Genomic DNA, 16,425 nt, shown 5'->3' with positions numbered 1-16,425 from the left:
CGAAACGCCCCAAATAAGGGCTACTCTGTTACGAGCGACCTCATTTGGGGCGTTTCCGTTACCGCAGCGAAGATACGTTAGGCTACAGCCTGATTCATACTTTGATGAGTCTCGACCAGTTGTTGAACCACACCGGGATCAGCCAGGGTGGAAATATCACCCAAGGTATCGTATTCCGCCACGGCAATCTTTCGCAAAATACGTCGCATGATTTTACCTGAGCGGGTCTTTGGCAACCCTGGGGCCCACTGAATGACATCCGGCGTAGCAATAGGGCCAATGTCTTTTCGAACCCACTGCTTGAGCTCCTGCCGTAAGGCCTCAGAAGGCTCTTCACCGGAATTCAGGGTGACATAGACATAAATGCCCTGCCCCTTCATATCATGAGGCATGCCCACTACAGCAGCTTCGGCAACTTTCGGGTGCGCTACCATCGAGCTTTCGATTTCAGCCGTTCCCATGCGATGGCCAGACACGTTAAGAACGTCATCCACCCGACCGGTAATCCAGTAGTAACCGTCCTCGTCACGACGGGCGCCGTCACCCGTAAAATACATACCCTTAAAAGTTTTGAAATAGGTATCGACAAAACGGTCATGATCACCATAAATGGTCCGCGCCTGGCCAGGCCAGGAATCCATAATGACCAGATTGCCTTCCGTCGCCCCCTCTAGAATGTTGCCCTCATTATCTACCAGTGCCGGCTGTACACCAAAGAACGGACGAGTTGCCGACCCCGGTTTAAGACCAGTAGCCCCTGGCAGCGGACTAATGAGGATGCCGCCTGTTTCGGTTTGCCACCACGTATCGACAATAGGGCAACGCTCTTGGCCAACCGTCTTATAGTACCAATGCCAAGCCTCAGGGTTGATGGGCTCACCTACTGATCCTAACAGGCGCAAGCTACCGCCATCGGCGCCTCGCATAGCGGCGTCACCCTGAGCCATCATGGCGCGGATAGCTGTAGGGGCCGTATATAGAATACTAACCTTATGCTTGTCGATTACCTGGGCGACACGGGTTACGTCTGGATAATTCGGAACGCCCTCAAACAAGACGGTAGTGGCACCATTAGCCAGAGGGCCATAAACGATATAACTATGTCCGGTAATCCAGCCTACATCCGCCGTACACCAGTACACTTCGCCCGGTCGATAGTCGAATACGCGCTCATGGGTCAGGGAGGCGTATACCATATAACCACCCGTGGTATGCATGACCCCTTTCGGTTTGCCTGTAGAACCTGAGGTATAAAGGATGAACAAAGGCGCTTCAGCCTCCATTTCCCTGGGATCACAATGAGATGAGGCCACTTGCATGGCTTCGTGGTACCACACGTCCCGATGACTGTGCCAAGCCACATTGGAGCCTGTGCGCTTGCATACGATGACCTTACGGACGCAGCAGGTATCGGGATTGGTCAGCGCCTCATCTACGTTAGCCTTGAGCGGTGTCTTTTTGCCGCCGCGAACCCCCTCGTCAGCTGTAATGATGACCTTCGAGCGGCAATCGCTGATACGCCCCGCCAGTGACTCGGGAGAGAATCCGCCAAAAACCACCGAGTGGACTGCACCTATACGAGCACAGGCCAGCATGGCTACAACAGCCTCAGGAATCATGGGCATATAGATCGTGACGACATCACCCCGGTGTACGTCCTGGCCACGTAAGGCATTGGCGAATCGGCATACGTCAGCATGCAGTTCGCGATAGGTAATGTGACGATGCTCGGAAGGATCGTCCCCTTCCCAGATAATAGCTACCTGGTCGCCACGCTCCTGGAGGTGACGATCCAGACAATTATAAGAAGCATTGAGCGTTCCATCAGCGAACCATTTGATATCGACGTGATGGTCATCAAAAGTGGTCTGCTTGACCCGGGTGAAAGGCTTAATCCAGCTGATACGCTGGGCTTGCTCACGCCAGAAACCATCCGGGTTGACCACGGACTTCTGATACAGCGCCTTGTAACTAGCCTCATTGGTCAAGGTTTGGGCGGCTACTTCAGGTCGTACGGGATAGAGGGATGCGGCACTCATGGCGGTTCCTCGGTGGAGATTGTTGTTTTTGTAGAATCCCGTTTTACTGGCCCACGCTTGTGCTAACCATTCGACAAAGGTAGTAAGACAGCCCCATATCAAAGGCATAGGCCTTACACCGGGCCTATCTTTCAACAAAGAAAGAGAACCGAACGGTGGGCATGCGGTTATTTACCTGCGAACCCAACCATTGATCGATACCTTAAACGGCCTAGATACCTGAAACGATCCCAGGATATCAAAAAGCAGATAGAGGCCCGGGCAAGACAATAGATCACCTGTCCAGGCCTGAACTTTACCTTATTGGGCAATATTGGCTTTCTGAGCGGCTTCGATGAGGTCTGCCCCGATCGCACCTTCGAACTTCTTCCACACAGGCTTCATGGCTTCACGCCATTCACTACGTTGCTTGGGCGTAAGCGTAATGATCTCTGTGGTTTTGGCCTTGATAATGTTTTGCTTGTCACGCTGATTAAGCTGTTCAGCCTGATTATTCACCTCAACCGTTACCTCATCCATGATGCTTTGCAACTGAGTCCGCACGTCGTTTGGCAGACCATCCCAGAATTCAGCATTAGTGATCACCATGTAATCGATAACACCGTGATCCGTCTCAGTGATGTACGTTTGAACCTCGTGCATCTTTTGGGAGTAAATGTTTGACCATGGATTTTCCTGGCCATTGACCACTCCAGTCTGCAAGCTCTGGTAGACCTCAGCGAAACTTAACTTGCGCGGCACCGCACGCAATTGCTTGAACTGCTCATCCAACACTTCGGACGCTTGCACCCTGAACTTGAGGCCACGTGCATCTGAAGGTTCGTACAAGGGTTTGTTAGATGACAATTGCTTCATGCCGTTATGCCAATATCCGAGGCCAACAATACCGCTGCCCTTCATGGACGTTAGCAATGCCCTTCCTTCTGGGCTTTGCTCGAAACGGCCTACAGCTTGAATATTATCGAACAGGAATGGCAGATCGAATATCTGCAATTTACGGGTGTACTTGTCGAACTTGGAAAGCGAGGGCGCCAGCATTTGAACATCACCCAGCAGCAAGGCCTCCATTTCCTTACCATCTCCAAATAAAGAAGAATTTGGGTAAACCTCAACCTTGACCCTCCCGCCCAGACGCTCGTCCACCAGCTTTTTGAACATCAAGGCACCCTGCCCCTTGGGTGTGTTTTCCGCCACGACATGGGAAAACTTGATAAGGATCGGATCAGCAGCCTGCGCCAGACTGACAATGGAAACCGCGGCAGCGCACAACAGCACTCTGGTCAACTTCAACATAAGGTGTCACCTCTGATTGTTATTGTGATTTAAGGTGATACATAAGCGCCAAGATGACGCCTACAACAGCATCATTTAGCGAACGCAATGGCGGGAGGGGAAACCGCTACAAAAGCAAACGTTAGAAACAAACGTGCCGAACAAGAGCGTGTTCATGTGGGCTCTCTCTTCGCTTGTAATTGTTTTGGAGAAGCTGAATACACAATGCTGCACGAGATGTGCTTAATGAACAGGGATTTTTATGAGGGAGCATTCGGCTCAGCTAAAGATGTCTCTCCTACGGCTTCCAATAACCGGCGAGCATGCGTGAGAACAGGTTCATCGATCATCTCTCCCTCCAGCTGAAATACCCCCCGCTCCTGTCCTGCGGCGGCCTCTACAACTTTGCGCGCCCAGGCAAGCTCGTGATCCAAAGGTGCAAGTGTTGCGTGGATAACAGGAACCTGCCGAGGGTGTATGCACAAGGCTCCGCCAAAGCCCATCTCCTGGGCACGCCGAATAAAGCGCTGCAGACCTGCCGTATCGTTGAAGTCGGGATATACGCTATCCAATGCTGGCGCTAACCCAGCAATGCGCGAAGCCATCAGGCAAGCATATCGCGCCTGATTCAAGATGAATTCTCCTCCTTCGCTATAGGGTATCAAGCCCAAATCCAGGGCAAGATCAACTACTCCTAGCACTAAGCGCTCTATACCCGCACTACCCGCTATTTCAGTGATTTGCTGAACACCACGCGCGCTTTCGATGATAGGCCAGACAGGCTTTCCACAGGTAGCGGCCTGGGTAATTTGGGCCACACGTTCGGTTTTGGGCAGAACGACTCCGATGACACCTGGCTGTCGGCGACAGAGCGCCAGATCTTGAACATGCGCTTCATGTTCGGTGGCGTTCACTCTTACCCAAATACGTGACTCAGGCTGCTCTACAAGAAAGCTTTCGAGTGATGCTCTAGCCTGCTCTTTAGCATCTGCGGCCACTGCATCCTCCAGATCCACGATCACCGCATCAGCGCCGCTGGCCAATGCCTTGGAAAATCGCTCGGGCCGATCACCTGGAACGAACAAGGCGGAGCGTATTAACGTACCAGTCATATCCTGTCCTACTTCGTACTGAGCTATCTCATATCATCCTGGTCGCGTGAAACGCCTCGATGTTTTCAGCGGAGTATCCCAACTCCTCCAAAATAGCCCGAGTATGTTGGCCCAGTGCGGGGATGGCCTCCATGCGCGGCTGGAATGCATTGTTTCGACCAGGCGGTAGCAGGGCCGGTAACCGTCCGACCGGGCTTTCTACTTCACCCCACCGGTTCCGGGCCGCTAATTGAGGATGCTGCCAGACGCCTTGCATATCATTTACATGCGCGTTGGCAATTTGAGCCTGCTCGAGCCGCTCAATAACCTGCTCGGCCGTCATCGTAGCGAATACATCAATAATAATGGTGCGCAAATCCTTTCGATGATCCGAGCGCTTGGCATTTGTATTGAAACGTTCATCAGGCGCCAGTTCTGGACGTCTCAAAACCTGATGGCAAAAGGCTTCCCATTCACGCTCGTTCTGCAATCCCAACATTACCGTTCCACCGTCCCCCGCCGGAAAAGGACCATAGGGGTAGATCGTCGAATGCGAGGCACCTGCCCGTGAAGGTGGCGGAGCACCATCGAAAGCATAGTACAAGGGGTATCCCATCCATTCAGTCAGGCTTTCCAACATAGAAACATCGATCCGACTCCCCTCTCCGGTCCGCTCTCGAAGAAGCAGCGCCCCCAGAATGCTGGAATAGGCATACATCCCGGCTGCGATGTCAGCAATCGAACAACCGGCCTTGGCCTGCTCATCCTCTCCTGGGCCTCCTGTCACAGATAGAAAGCCGCCCTCACTTTGTATCAGCAAGTCATACGCTTTCTTGTTCTCGTAAGGCCCTCCCTCGCCATAGCCCGAGATATCGCAAACGATCAGTTGAGGAAACCGTTCATGCAAGGCCTCGAAGCCCAGCCCTAGCCGCCTCGCAGCGCCTGGTGCCAGGTTTTGAACCAGTACATCGGCCTGTTCAAGTAACGCATGGAGAATCGGCACCGCTTCCGGCTGCTTCAGATCAAGGGCCAGGCTTTCCTTGGAGCGGTTCGTCCAGACAAAATGAGAGGATAACCCTCGAACCCGCTCGTCATATCCTCGCGCGAAATCGCCAACACCCGGCCGCTCGATCTTGATGACCCTAGCGCCCAGATCTGCCAGCTGACGCGTACAGAAAGGGGCTGCAATAGCATGCTCCAAACTGACAACCGTGAGCCCATCGAGAGGTCGAACTTGCTGACCCATACTCATGCTTTGCTCCTTGAAGCCGGGGGAACCAAGAATCCACATACGCTCGTGAGGTGACGCAGCTGCCATACGCGTGCAATGAGAGCTTTAGTCTCATCGGGCGTTAATGCTTTAGAAAAACTCACCAGACGTTGAAACTTGTCCTCCAGCTCATCCCGAGACAAGGTATTACCAGGGTCACCTTTAGGCTCATCGATACCATGAAACACTCGGCGCCCGTCCGTTGTAACTACCTCCACTCGCCCAAGCCAACGTCGTGGATAGGCAGCATCTACCTCGGCATCCAAGATCATGCTGACCTTTTCACGGAAACGGGCCACGCTCGGATCATGCAAGGCATGCTGCTGGAATTCAGCTAACCCTGCCTTGCCGTACACAGCAATCAACCCCAACACGGTCCCCATGGAAAACTTGGCTTGATGCACCGTCTGGGGCTTATCCACACGACCCAGCACGTCGATGGCTGCCTGATGAACATGCGTAATCACGTGCTGAATATCGTCAGGCCCTAGTTCTTCATTCCACAAAAGCTCCAGTAACGCATCGGCAGCCGGGTGCGTGTGGCGGCAGGACGCATGAAATTTGAACGAGGTTTCCAGCAGCGCCCAACGCTCACCAAACCGGTCAACCAGATACTCCGGGTTGGCATCCTGCGACATGCCGGCCGCCATGCCTTGATCCCCTTCAAGAACATGCCGAGCGCCGGTCAGGCCGTCTGCTGTCAAGTAGGCGGCAAGCAACCCATCGGCAGCAGCCTTGGCAGTGTGCAGTTGCTTGGAATCAGCCGCATCGCGTAAGAACTCCCAAAGACCAGCCGCTTGCGTACCTGCATTACCCAACGCATGAATAAACTGTTCATGATTTAGCCTTAACAACTTCCCGACACCAACCGCTGCGGCCAGAGTGCCGACCGTACCGGTCGTATGAAAGGTGCGGTAATGGGAGCGCCCCAGAAACTCGCCAATCCGGATGCCTGCTTCATAACCGGCGACCGCCGCGGTGATTAGTTCTTGACCCGATCGTCCCAGATCCTGCGCCGCAGCGAATACGGCGGGGAAAACTACCGTTGCTGGATGTAAAACCGAACTGTTGTGCAAGTCGTCCTGCTCAACCAGGTGTGAAGACGCCCCATTCACCAACGCCGCAAAATAGGGCGAGGTTCGAGTGCCACTGACCAGAACCTCGCAAGCGCCCTCTCGTGGTCCCATTTTTTCAGCGTAGCGCTCGAACAGGGGAATGGGATGCGTACCCTGACCGGCCAGAGCGGAGCCCAGCCAGTCCAGAAAGAGCTCTTCGGTACGCGCAATAACCGCTTCGGGTAACTGCTCATAGGTCAGCGATGCGAGAAAGGCGGCAAGACGGGAGGTATAGTCACTCATGGCTCACTCGCTGATCGGATTGGCAATTTCGATAAGGTTCTGATCGGGATCACGGATATACACCGAACGAATCGGCCCTAGTGCCCCGGTACGCCCAACAGGCCCCTCGACAATAGGAACATTCAGCTTCTCAAGCTGTTGTATTACGCGCTCAAGCGAAGCTGAGGAGAGAAAACACAGATCAGCCGAGCCGGGCGTAGGGCTTTCAGCCTTTGGCTCGAACTCGTTTCCAGCCTGATGAAGATTAATTTTCTGCTGACCAAACTTTAGAGCGATTCGGCCAGCACCAAAGATGATTTTTTGCATACCCAGCACTTGGGTATAAAAAGCCACCGTGGCATCTATATGGCGCACGGTTAAGACCAGATGATCCAGTCGCTCGATATTCATTAGAACGACCTCGGCAATTCGAGCAGATGCTCGGCTACATACGACAGGATCAGGTTCGTGGAAATAGGAGCGACCTGATAAAGGCGCGTTTCTCGGAATTTACGCTCCACGTCATATTCACAAGCGAAACCAAAACCGCCATGGGTTTGCAGACACGCATTGGCGGCTTCCCAAGACGCTTTGGCGGCCAGGTATTTCGCCATATTCGCACTGGCACCGGCATTGATTCCGGCGTCGTACTCCTGGCAGGCACGCCAGCGCATCAGATCTGCGGCCTCGACTTCGATGTATGCCTCAGCGATGGGAAATTGAACGCCTTGGTTCTGTCCGATAGGGCGACCGAACACTACCCGGTCTCGAGCATACTGGCTGGCCTTTTCAATGAACCAACGTCCATCGCCGATACATTCAGCAGCGATAAGTGTTCGTTCGGCGTTGAGTCCATCCAGAATATAGCGAAACCCTTTGCCTTCCTCTCCGATCAGGCTGTCCTCCGGCAACTCCAGGTTATCGAAAAACAACTCATTGGTTTCATGATTGACCATATTGGCAATAGGTCGAACTGTCATCCCATTGCTCATCGCTTGATGCAGATCGACCAGAAAGATCGACATTCCTTCGGATTTGCGCTGCACCTCACTCAGCGGCGTAGTGCGTGCCAAAAGAATCATCAAATCCGAATGCTGGATACGAGAGATCCATACCTTCTGGCCGTTGATTACATAACGATCACTCTTCTTGACCGCTGTAGTCTTAAGCTTGGTCGTGTCAGTGCCTGTTGTCGGCTCGGTTACCGCCATTGACTGCAAACGCAGCTCCCCAGCCGCTATCCTAGGCAGGAAGGCTCGCTTCTGTGCTTCGGAACCGTGGCGAAGCAACGTAAACATGTTATACATCTGACCATGCACAGTGCCGGAGTTACCTCCACAACGGTTGACCTCTTCTAAAATGACCGAAGCCTCAGTCAAACCCAGGCCAGAGCCGCCATATTTTGTGGGAATCATTGCTGCAAGCCAGCCGGCGGCCGTTAATGCCTCAACAAAAGCCTGCGGAAATCCTTTTTCTTCATCTACCTTCCGCCAGTAGGCCGCACCGAATTGAGCACACAGTGCTCGCACACCTTCACGAATGGCATCCAGCTCTTCAATGTTCTGGCTCACGACGAATCCTCTTGAGCTAACCTAGGGAACTTGCGGCTTACTCGAACTCCACTTCACCACACTGGGCTGGTCCGTCAGCAGTTCCCGCCCAAACGTCTGCATGGCCGGGCGCTTTAATGCAACCGCCTACTGTAAAAGGATGAGGAGCGATGAGAGGCCGAACCCCGCGGTATGCAAAGCGTCGTAGACGCGCTTCAGGATTAGCCCTCTGAAAAGCCACCAGTGACAGCGTAGCGATTAAAGGACCATGCACCACCAGCCCTGAATACCCTTCGTTTTCGGTTACATACGGCCAGTCGTAATGGATGCGATGACCATTGAAGGTCACAGCGGAATAGCGGAATAGCAACGTTGAGCTGGGTACAATCGTCTCGCTCCACGTGCCCGCCGGCAGAGAGTCGCCGCTCCCGGCTTTGGGAGGACTGGGCTCACGGTAGACGATGTCCTGTTCCTCGCTGAGAGCCAGAACATCATTTTGAAAATAACGGTGCTGAACCGTTACGAACAATAATGCCCCGCTACGACCAGTCTTTTCCTCGACATGCAGGATCGTGGATTCACGCCGAGCGGGCTGGCCTATCTCTAACAGCTGGTGGAACTCTAGTCGTCCACCCGCCCACATGCGGTTACGGTTATTGGCATGCGGCAAAAAGCTACCCCGAACCGGATGACCGTCCTCTCCTAGCTGCGCCTCTGGAAGAGGACTCTGAAAAAAAGCCCAGTGCCACAAGGGAGGCAACGGTTCACCAAGTGCAGGACAGTTATGGCTAAACGTTGCAGCAATACGCTGCACGAGATTGAGGCTAAGCACATCCTCGGCTACTTCCGAGCGGCCTAACCAAGCCGACAGATCAACGTCGTTCATTATTCTTGGCGCTCCGGCAGTTGACGCGTAGGGTCAGCTTGCCGTTAATGGAGCATTCCGAGAATTTGCATTTTCATAAGCCGGCGTTCGGCTCTGCTGAACACAGAGGGATGAAAAGCCCATGCATTTCGATCTTGCAGACCTGCGTCTTTTTATTCATATCGCCGAAGCACCCAGCCTGACACAAGGGGCTCGTCGTGCTTACCTTTCACCAGCAGCGGCCAGTGCGCGTATCAAGGCATTGGAAAGTCAATTCAACACCCGACTTCTCTACCGAGACAGCCGGGGAACAGAACTGACTTCGGCTGGCCAGCGTTTGTTAGAACATGCACGCCTCATCATGCGCCAAGTGGATTACCTGAAAAGCGAATTCACCGATTTTAGTGATGACAGCGCGGGACATATTCGTATTTTCGCCAACACTACGGCGGTTACAGAGTTTCTTCCTGAAATACTGGCAGGCTTTTTGGCTAAACGTCCCGGTGTAAGCGTTGACCTTAAGGAAAAACTCAGCCGCGACATCGTTCGAGGGGTTGTGGATGGCAGTACCGACATGGGTATTATCGCTGGCCCGGTTACGGCTCCTGGCCTGCAAATTTTGCATTTCAGTACTGATCGCCTAGTGCTGGCTGTAGCGTGCGCGCATCCTCTTGCAGAACGCACTCAGGTTACGCTGGAAGAAACACTTGCTTATCAGCACATCGGCCTGAACGAAGGTACTACCCTGTTCACCTTTCTACGCGAACGAGTCGAGCAAGTGGGTGCCACGCTCTCGGTACGCATTCAGCTTTCAAGTTTTGAAGCCATCTGCCGCATGGTAGAGGCCGGTGTAGGGATCGGCATCATTCCCGAATCGGCTGCCTTACGCCATCGCCAAACAATGGAACTTTCTATCGTCGAGCTGGACGAGCCTTGGGCTGTGCGTGAGCGCAGCATTCTCGTCCGTGATCTAGAAGCCCTGCCAGGTTGCGTGCGAGCTTTGATCACAACGCTCACGAAATAAAGTCTGTCTCAGAGGTCGATACGCCCACGCCCGGCCTTGATCGCGCTCCGCCGAACCTTGTTTTCCACCCGGCGACGCTTCGACCCTAGTGTAGGCTGAGTAGGACGACGCACCTTCTGAACATAAGTAGCGCTACGAATAAGCTCTACCAGCCGCTCTAACGCATCCTCCCTGTTCTGCTCCTGAGTACGAAACTGTTGGGCTTTGATCACAATGACACCCTCACGGGTAATGCGTGAATCCCGCAAGGTCAACAATTTTTCCTTATAGAAGTCAGGCAGAGAGGACGCTGGAATATCGAAGCGCAAATGAACTGCGCTAGAAACCTTATTAACGTTCTGCCCACCGGCGCCCTGAGCTCGAACAGCTGTCAGTTCAATTTCGGCATCAGGTAAGGTCACGGTATTGGATATAACAAGCATTGGGGTACTGCCAAGATAAGAATATGGTTTGGACCCCTCGTGCTGACAAAGGGTTTAATCAGAAGAGATTTGTACGCCCCGGACAAGCCAGTGGTTCAACAATTCGGACAACGTTTCCAGAGGCTGATAGCCATTGGTTACTAGCACAAGCTGTCCATCCCTCTCCGCTAATAGAGTAGGAAACCCTGCTATGCCTAAGTTCAAGGCCCATTCAAAGTCTGCCTGGGTAGCTAGACTCGCTTCGTTCGAATCAAAAACAGGGGCAAATTCGATCCGCGGTAAACCAACCGACTCGGCCAACTCCACTAAAACAGACGGCTGGGTTACATCCCGGCCTTCAACATAGAAAGCGTGCTGAATCAACAGGGCTAGTGGCCAAACGCTGGACTCGTCCAGCAGACGAGCCGTTACCAATGCCCGGCAAGCGGGCTCCGTGTTGTAGACGAATCCCTCAGGCAGAGCATTTTCAATATTAAACTGCTGGCCTGTCGTTTCCTCTACGGCCTGCCAATAAGACAAGGCACGAGAACGAGCTGCCGGCTCCAGGGCAGCTCGCTCATGTCGCAATCCACCTACCACCAGATGCAGGGAGACCCCATAGGCGCTCGCCTGGTTAGCCAACGCCTCGACAACCGGCGCGAAGCCCCAGCACCAGGAACACATTGGATCCATCACATAGAGCAAGCGCGCGTTCATCTTGGTTATGCCTCCTGCGAAGCTTTCTGGCTCTGTCGAAGATCTCTTCCTAAGGGATGAGGCTGGTTGCGCATTTTAGCCAGATCAATCTGCTTCTGCCGCTCACGTGCACTTGCCCGAGTCTTTTCCGGAAGCGAGTCCCAACAGTGCGGGCAGCTAATGCCCGGAACGAAATGAGGTGACGTTCGATCCTCTGTCGAAACCGGCGTCCGGCAGGCGTGACACTGATCATACTCGCCTTCGCTCAGATCATGACGCACTGTCACCCGGTTATCGAACACGAAACAGTCTCCTTGCCAGAGGCTTTCTTCCTGGGGCACTTCCTCTAGGTACTTGAGGATACCGCCCTTGAGATGAAAGACTTCCTCGAAGCCCTCGTTAAGCATAAAACTTGAAGCCTTTTCGCACCGGATACCGCCCGTGCAGAACATAGCCACCTTCTTATGCCGGGTCGGATCGAAGTGCTGGCGTACATACTCAGGAAACTCGCGGAACGACTTCGTTTTCGGATCGATAGCATGAGTGAAAGTACCGATACTGACCTCGTAGTCATTCCGGGTATCGATGACCAGCACCTCCGGATCAGAAATCAAGGCGTTCCAGTTCTTAGGCTCCACGTAGGTACCTACCTTCTCATTGGGATCAACCCCTGGTACACCAAGCGTGACAATTTCCTTCTTCAATTTTACCTTGGTGCGATAGAACGGTTGCTCATCGCAATAGGATTCCTTGTGATCAAGATCGACCAGCCGGGCATCGGATTTCAGATGGGCTAGCACCGCATCAATTCCCGCACGCGTGCCGGAAATCGTGCCGTTGATACCCTCTTTTGCCAGCAATAGCGTGCCCTTGATGTCGTTCTGTACTAGAACATCCAAAAGTGGGTCGCGCAGGGCAATGTAATCGTTGAGCGTGACGAATTTGTATAACGCCGCTACGACGATTTTTTGAGTCATGTCTCTTCTCCAGTAGTCGCCCTCGCAAAGGACGGACCGATTGATACGACAACGCCGGCAAGAGAGCCGGCGCTGGTCTTACAAGTTTAAGCAAGCGACAGGCGCTTGGGTAGCGCCTTTAAGCGAATGGTGGCATTTCGCGTTTAATCATGAACGCCGTCATGCTTGCTACCACCTCGGCAGGTAGGTGACTCAGGGGCCCCTCCTTGTCTGGCCCACTCATCAGGAGTGTACGTATGCAAGGCCAGCGCATGGAACTCTCCCATAAGCCCCCCCAACGCACCGTAGATTTTCTGGTGACGCTTGACCGCATTCAGCCCCTCGAACTGCTCGCTGACTACAACGGCCTTGTAGTGCGTTTCCTGGCCACGACTATGCATATGACTTTCGTCATGCACCTCAAGATGCTGAGGCTGCAGGAGATTCAAGGTTGATAGAATACGGTCACGCATACTCATGATAAAACTCCGAATTACTTCTTCGGACTGGTGCCCTGAGGTGCCGCCGGTGGCTTAACCCCGAGCTCCTTGTCCATATCAGCCAGCAATTTATTAACCTGCGGCACGGCCTGCTCAAGTTTAGCCTGGGCAATCTGAGACGACTGTACAGAAAGTTGAGGCAAAGTAGTCATCATCTTTTTACCGAGCGGCGACTGATAGAACTTGATGAGGTCTTCCAACTCGTCCTCGGTAAAGTTCTGCGTATAAAGCTTCACCATCTCAGGCTTGATCTGCTCCCAGCCGATGGATTTATCCAAGGCCGTATTGGCACGAGCCACATAGCTCTCTAATACGGCCTGCTTGCCAGGCGCCTTGGCCTGAGCAAAATGTTGACCAAACAACTCATGCACCTGAGCATAGACTGGCGTAGTAAGTTTATCGGCGTTGGCCAGCTTCAGAAAGCGCTCGGCCTCTGCCGCATGGCTGGCCGCATCGGCCATGGCGAGGCTACTAACCCCGGATAACACGGCTGCGGTACAAAGCGCTCGAAAAGTCTTCATCGCATGTCCTTTCAACATTCATTTTGGATAAAGGTCTGCATTCTGCCCGTGACGTTTTGCTTAGCTCAACCCAAATCCGGCTTTCGTTCAGACAAGCTTCAGGCTTAAAACTCCATATACGGCGCCGCTTCCTTGCGTTACAGGGTCAAAAAAGGCCTGGAACCCCGCCGACTGAAAGCAGACTAACCGCTGACAAGGTTCCTTTACCCGGCGTTTCTTCGAGACTGCCTTGCAGGCGTTTTCACGCCTTCACCGCTACTTTCAGCCGGGCCTATCCAATAAATTTGTGGAGAACGCCATGAGCCGCACCGAAACCGACAGCCTGGGCCCCGTCGAGGTAGACGAAAACGCCTACTGGGGCGCGCAAACCCAACGTTCCCTAGAAAATTTCGCTATTGGTGAACAGCGTATGCCGTTAGCCATTGTCCATGCGCTTGCTCTCATCAAAAAAGCGGCTGCCCGCGTCAATCTCCGCCTGGGTGAATTACCTGCCGAAGTGGCTGAACTAATAGAACAGTCCAGCACTGAAATTCTTGAGGGTCGCCACGACAATCAATTTCCATTAGTCGTTTGGCAGACCGGTAGCGGTACCCAAAGCAACATGAACGTCAATGAGGTTATTGCCGGGCGAGCCAATGAACTGGCCGGCCAAGGCAAAGGCGGCAAGAAGCCTGTTCATCCTAACGATCATGTAAATCGCGGGCAAAGCTCGAATGACTGCTTCCCAACCGCCATGCATATTGCTACGGCCCAAGCTGTCCATAGCGACCTACTGCCAGCTATCGCCGAACTACGAGGCGGACTGGCGCAACAGGCTGCACGGTATATGACCTTGGTAAAGACGGGCCGGACGCACATGATGGACGCCACCCCCATCACGTTTGGTCAAGAAATCTCAGCTTATGTCGCACAATTGGATATTGCTGAAAGCGCTATCCGGGCGACTGTTCCCGCCATCTATGAACTGGCCCAGGGAGGTACAGCAGTGGGGACTGGGCTGAATTCCCCGAAGGGATTCGATGAGGCAATTGCTCATGAACTGGCAGAGCTTACTGGCCTGCCCTTTGTAACGGCACCCAACAAGTTTGCTGCCCTGGCGGGACACGAACCGCTCACGGCTCTATCTGGCGCCCTGAAAACCTTGGCCGTAGCACTCATGAAGATCGGCAATGACTTACGACTCCTTGGCTCCGGCCCGAGGGCTGGTCTGGCTGAAGTCCGATTACCTGCCAATGAGCCCGGCAGCTCTATTATGCCCGGCAAGGTCAATCCAACCCAGGCCGAGGCGCTGACTATGCTGGCCTGTCAGGTCATGGGTAACGACACCACTATCACCTTTGCTGCCAGCCAAGGCCACCTCCAGCTCAATGTCTTTAAGCCCGTCATTGCTTATAACATTCTTGAATCGATTCGACTTCTGGCTGACGGTTGTCGCAACTTCAATAAGCATTGCGTGGCTGGTATGGAGCCGGATGCCAACAAAATGGCCGCTCACTTAGAGCAGGGCCTAATGCTCGTCACTGCTCTCAACCCCCATATTGGTTATGACAAGGCGGCAGAGATTGCTAAAAAAGCCTATGCGGAAAATAAGACTCTGCGAGCAGCCGCCCTGGAGCTAGGACACCTAACCGAAGAGCAATTCGATGAATGGGTAAGGCCAGAATCCATGCTGGAGGCCGGGAGTCATGGCTGAAGTAAGGTCTGGCGCCACACCACTAGAAGGTGACGGTAAACGCATTCTAGTGGTGTACGGCAATCCTAAAAACGATAGCTTCTGTCAGGCCTTGTGCGCAGCCTACATACAAGGTGCTCGTCAACAAAATCATATAGTAAGAGAGCTGAAGTTAGGCGAAATGACGTTTGACCCTGTACTACGTCAGGGATTTGATCAGAGCCAGCTTTTGGAAGACGACCTGCTGGACGCACAGCGACAAATTCATTGGGCTGAGCATTTAGTGTTTGTGTATCCCATCTGGTGGAGCGGATTGCCTGCCTTGCTGAGCGGCTTTATCGAACGTGTGTTTCTTCCAGGCTTTGCCTTTGCTTACCGCGATCAGACCTGGGGTGGCGAACAACTTCTGACGGGCCGCACGGCAGACCTGATCATGACGGCTGACAGTTTGCCGACCCCATGGAAACGCCTGCGAGGACTCTCACCCCATCGCCTGATGATGCGCGAAATTCTCGATGCCTGCGGTATTACAATCAATCACCAGCTCGAATTGGCTCCTGTTCGCGCTAGTGAAGAAGAACAACGCCTACGCTGGCTACAGGATATAGAGAAATTAGGTACTCAAGCCTAAGGGCTTTTCTTAACTGAGCAGGCTACGCTCAGCAATACCCAGAGTCATGCAGCCTACGTTCCGCATGTAGTAATTGGGCTGCAACCTCATTCAGAAATATTTTCATCCCTAAATAATCAGCATAAAAATCAAAAGCGAGATACACCCAAGCTCCTGTCATTCAAATCAAGTGAGCCTCATGTATAAAATTACATACTTAAACGGCGAAACATTTGTACATAACATGCAACAATAAGAGGTAGATTTCACTATATCCTTGAAAACTCGATTGTCTTTTACAAGCCAAACGGCCTTGTCAACGGCTAAACTTAGAACCTTCCTGAAACACAACTGCGACATATTGAAGCAGGTTATATAAATCAATAGGTTAGAAGAGTTTTCAAAGCGCTTTTAGGCTACTCAATGATGGACTCCGACCTAGGATAAACTTAAACTGCGCACGGCCATTAAGGCGTGCTTCGAAACAGTTCAATGTCGAGTTAATGCTTGCCCTTGCAATTAGTCATGCTTCTCTGTGAGTTGTGACTACGCTTCATCGGCACTCCGTCTCTTGATCAATGTTACAAGTCGCGCCAGGCAAGCAAAGTCGGTCCGGATACT

Annotated in this window: 16 protein-coding genes; 3 read left to right on the top strand and 13 right to left on the bottom strand. The window is 53.0% G+C overall.

Annotated features, from left to right (window positions below):
* Nucleotides 1-77: 77 nt before the first annotated feature.
* From acs to IQ22_RS12570, 8 genes are all read right to left on the bottom strand, one after another.
* Nucleotides 78-2,039, bottom strand: a complete 1,962-nt coding sequence (acs, locus tag IQ22_RS12605; RefSeq protein WP_145142319.1) for an acetate--CoA ligase — start codon at nucleotides 2,037-2,039, stop codon at nucleotides 78-80.
* 300 nt (nucleotides 2,040-2,339) lie between these two features.
* Nucleotides 2,340-3,332 (bottom strand): TRAP transporter substrate-binding protein, encoded by a 993-nt coding sequence (locus IQ22_RS12600; RefSeq protein ID WP_145142317.1) that lies wholly within the window; start codon nucleotides 3,330-3,332, stop codon nucleotides 2,340-2,342.
* A 239-nt stretch (nucleotides 3,333-3,571) separates the two neighbouring features.
* The gene (locus IQ22_RS12595) at nucleotides 3,572-4,423 is read right to left on the bottom strand and encodes an HpcH/HpaI aldolase/citrate lyase family protein (protein WP_145142315.1); all 852 of its coding nucleotides are present in this window, start codon (nucleotides 4,421-4,423) and stop codon (nucleotides 3,572-3,574) included.
* 28 nt (nucleotides 4,424-4,451) lie between these two features.
* Nucleotides 4,452-5,654: a CaiB/BaiF CoA transferase family protein gene (locus IQ22_RS12590; protein WP_145142313.1), complete on the bottom strand. Its 1,203-nt coding sequence runs from the start codon at nucleotides 5,652-5,654 to the stop codon at nucleotides 4,452-4,454.
* Nucleotides 5,651-7,030 (bottom strand): MmgE/PrpD family protein, encoded by a 1,380-nt coding sequence (locus tag IQ22_RS12585; protein ID WP_145142311.1) that lies wholly within the window; start codon nucleotides 7,028-7,030, stop codon nucleotides 5,651-5,653. The genes IQ22_RS12590 and IQ22_RS12585 overlap by 4 nt, the downstream gene beginning before the upstream one ends.
* 3 nt (nucleotides 7,031-7,033) lie before the next feature.
* Nucleotides 7,034-7,420 (bottom strand): VOC family protein, encoded by a 387-nt coding sequence (locus IQ22_RS12580; RefSeq protein ID WP_145142309.1) that lies wholly within the window; start codon nucleotides 7,418-7,420, stop codon nucleotides 7,034-7,036.
* Complete coding sequence (locus IQ22_RS12575; RefSeq protein WP_145142307.1) at nucleotides 7,420-8,580, bottom strand: acyl-CoA dehydrogenase family protein; 1,161 nt, start codon at nucleotides 8,578-8,580, stop codon at nucleotides 7,420-7,422. Before IQ22_RS12575 ends, IQ22_RS12580 begins: the two co-directional genes overlap by 1 nt.
* Before the next feature lie 37 nt (nucleotides 8,581-8,617).
* A complete protein-coding gene (locus IQ22_RS12570; RefSeq protein ID WP_145142305.1) occupies nucleotides 8,618-9,445 on the bottom strand; it encodes an HTD2 family dehydratase in 828 nt (275 codons plus the stop codon).
* 121 nt (nucleotides 9,446-9,566) lie between these two features.
* On the opposite strand from IQ22_RS12570, the gene IQ22_RS12565 reads away from it, so the two are divergent.
* Nucleotides 9,567-10,448 carry a LysR family transcriptional regulator gene (locus tag IQ22_RS12565; RefSeq protein WP_145142303.1) on the top strand — a complete coding sequence of 294 codons (882 nt, stop codon included), beginning with the start codon at nucleotides 9,567-9,569 and terminating at the stop codon, nucleotides 10,446-10,448.
* A gap of 8 nt (nucleotides 10,449-10,456) precedes the next feature.
* On the opposite strand, the gene arfB is transcribed toward IQ22_RS12565, so the two are convergent.
* The 5 genes from arfB to IQ22_RS12540 all read right to left on the bottom strand — a co-directional run bounded on the left by arfB (nucleotide 10,457) and on the right by IQ22_RS12540 (nucleotide 13,522).
* The gene (arfB, locus tag IQ22_RS12560) at nucleotides 10,457-10,870 is read right to left on the bottom strand and encodes an alternative ribosome rescue aminoacyl-tRNA hydrolase ArfB (protein WP_145142301.1); all 414 of its coding nucleotides are present in this window, start codon (nucleotides 10,868-10,870) and stop codon (nucleotides 10,457-10,459) included.
* A 54-nt stretch (nucleotides 10,871-10,924) separates the two neighbouring features.
* On the bottom strand, nucleotides 10,925-11,566 hold the full coding sequence (locus IQ22_RS12555) for a DsbA family protein (RefSeq protein ID WP_145142298.1): 642 nt from the start codon (nucleotides 11,564-11,566) through the stop codon (nucleotides 10,925-10,927).
* Nucleotides 11,567-11,571: 5 nt separating this feature from the next.
* The gene (trhO, locus tag IQ22_RS12550) at nucleotides 11,572-12,522 is read right to left on the bottom strand and encodes an oxygen-dependent tRNA uridine(34) hydroxylase TrhO (RefSeq protein WP_145142296.1); all 951 of its coding nucleotides are present in this window, start codon (nucleotides 12,520-12,522) and stop codon (nucleotides 11,572-11,574) included.
* A 143-nt stretch (nucleotides 12,523-12,665) separates the two neighbouring features.
* The gene (locus IQ22_RS12545) at nucleotides 12,666-12,980 is read right to left on the bottom strand and encodes a BolA family protein (RefSeq protein WP_145142294.1); all 315 of its coding nucleotides are present in this window, start codon (nucleotides 12,978-12,980) and stop codon (nucleotides 12,666-12,668) included.
* Nucleotides 12,981-12,994: 14 nt separating this feature from the next.
* On the bottom strand, nucleotides 12,995-13,522 hold the full coding sequence (locus IQ22_RS12540; RefSeq protein ID WP_145142292.1) for a DUF2059 domain-containing protein: 528 nt from the start codon (nucleotides 13,520-13,522) through the stop codon (nucleotides 12,995-12,997).
* A 298-nt stretch (nucleotides 13,523-13,820) separates the two neighbouring features.
* Between IQ22_RS12540 and IQ22_RS12535 the strand changes: the two genes are divergently transcribed.
* Both IQ22_RS12535 and IQ22_RS12530 read left to right on the top strand, forming a co-directional pair.
* Nucleotides 13,821-15,215 carry a class II fumarate hydratase gene (locus IQ22_RS12535; RefSeq protein ID WP_145142290.1) on the top strand — a complete coding sequence of 465 codons (1,395 nt, stop codon included), beginning with the start codon at nucleotides 13,821-13,823 and terminating at the stop codon, nucleotides 15,213-15,215.
* Complete coding sequence (locus IQ22_RS12530; RefSeq protein ID WP_145142288.1) at nucleotides 15,208-15,825, top strand: NAD(P)H-dependent oxidoreductase; 618 nt, start codon at nucleotides 15,208-15,210, stop codon at nucleotides 15,823-15,825. The genes IQ22_RS12535 and IQ22_RS12530 overlap by 8 nt, the downstream gene beginning before the upstream one ends.
* Nucleotides 15,826-16,425 lie beyond the last annotated feature (600 nt).

Origin of the sequence: Pseudomonas duriflava (assembly GCF_007830155.1) — a bacterium.
Lineage (GTDB): Bacteria > Pseudomonadota > Gammaproteobacteria > Pseudomonadales > Pseudomonadaceae > Chryseomonas > Chryseomonas duriflava.
Note: the sequence above shows the minus strand (reverse complement) of the source record. Positions and strands in the feature narration are given on the sequence as shown.

Bases quoted from the DNA above. Each gene is read 5' to 3' on its own strand.
- IQ22_RS12555 (WP_145142298.1), bottom strand. From the start codon at position 11,566: ATGAACGCGCGCTTGCTCTATGTGATGGATCCAATGTGTTCCTGGTGC.
- IQ22_RS12600 (WP_145142317.1), bottom strand. From the start codon at position 3,332: ATGTTGAAGTTGACCAGAGTGCTGTTGTGCGCTGCCGCGGTTTCCATT.
- trhO (WP_145142296.1), bottom strand. From the start codon at position 12,522: ATGACTCAAAAAATCGTCGTAGCGGCGTTATACAAATTCGTCACGCTC.
- IQ22_RS12580 (WP_145142309.1), bottom strand. From the start codon at position 7,420: ATGAATATCGAGCGACTGGATCATCTGGTCTTAACCGTGCGCCATATA.
- IQ22_RS12570 (WP_145142305.1), bottom strand. From the start codon at position 9,445: ATGAACGACGTTGATCTGTCGGCTTGGTTAGGCCGCTCGGAAGTAGCC.
- IQ22_RS12535 (WP_145142290.1), top strand. From the start codon at position 13,821: ATGAGCCGCACCGAAACCGACAGCCTGGGCCCCGTCGAGGTAGACGAA.
- IQ22_RS12590 (WP_145142313.1), bottom strand. From the start codon at position 5,654: ATGAGTATGGGTCAGCAAGTTCGACCTCTCGATGGGCTCACGGTTGTC.
- IQ22_RS12545 (WP_145142294.1), bottom strand. From the start codon at position 12,980: ATGAGTATGCGTGACCGTATTCTATCAACCTTGAATCTCCTGCAGCCT.
- IQ22_RS12540 (WP_145142292.1), bottom strand. From the start codon at position 13,522: ATGAAGACTTTTCGAGCGCTTTGTACCGCAGCCGTGTTATCCGGGGTT.
- IQ22_RS12530 (WP_145142288.1), top strand. From the start codon at position 15,208: ATGGCTGAAGTAAGGTCTGGCGCCACACCACTAGAAGGTGACGGTAAA.
- IQ22_RS12595 (WP_145142315.1), bottom strand. From the start codon at position 4,423: ATGACTGGTACGTTAATACGCTCCGCCTTGTTCGTTCCAGGTGATCGG.
- IQ22_RS12565 (WP_145142303.1), top strand. From the start codon at position 9,567: ATGCATTTCGATCTTGCAGACCTGCGTCTTTTTATTCATATCGCCGAA.
- IQ22_RS12585 (WP_145142311.1), bottom strand. From the start codon at position 7,030: ATGAGTGACTATACCTCCCGTCTTGCCGCCTTTCTCGCATCGCTGACC.
- arfB (WP_145142301.1), bottom strand. From the start codon at position 10,870: ATGCTTGTTATATCCAATACCGTGACCTTACCTGATGCCGAAATTGAA.
- acs (WP_145142319.1), bottom strand. From the start codon at position 2,039: ATGAGTGCCGCATCCCTCTATCCCGTACGACCTGAAGTAGCCGCCCAA.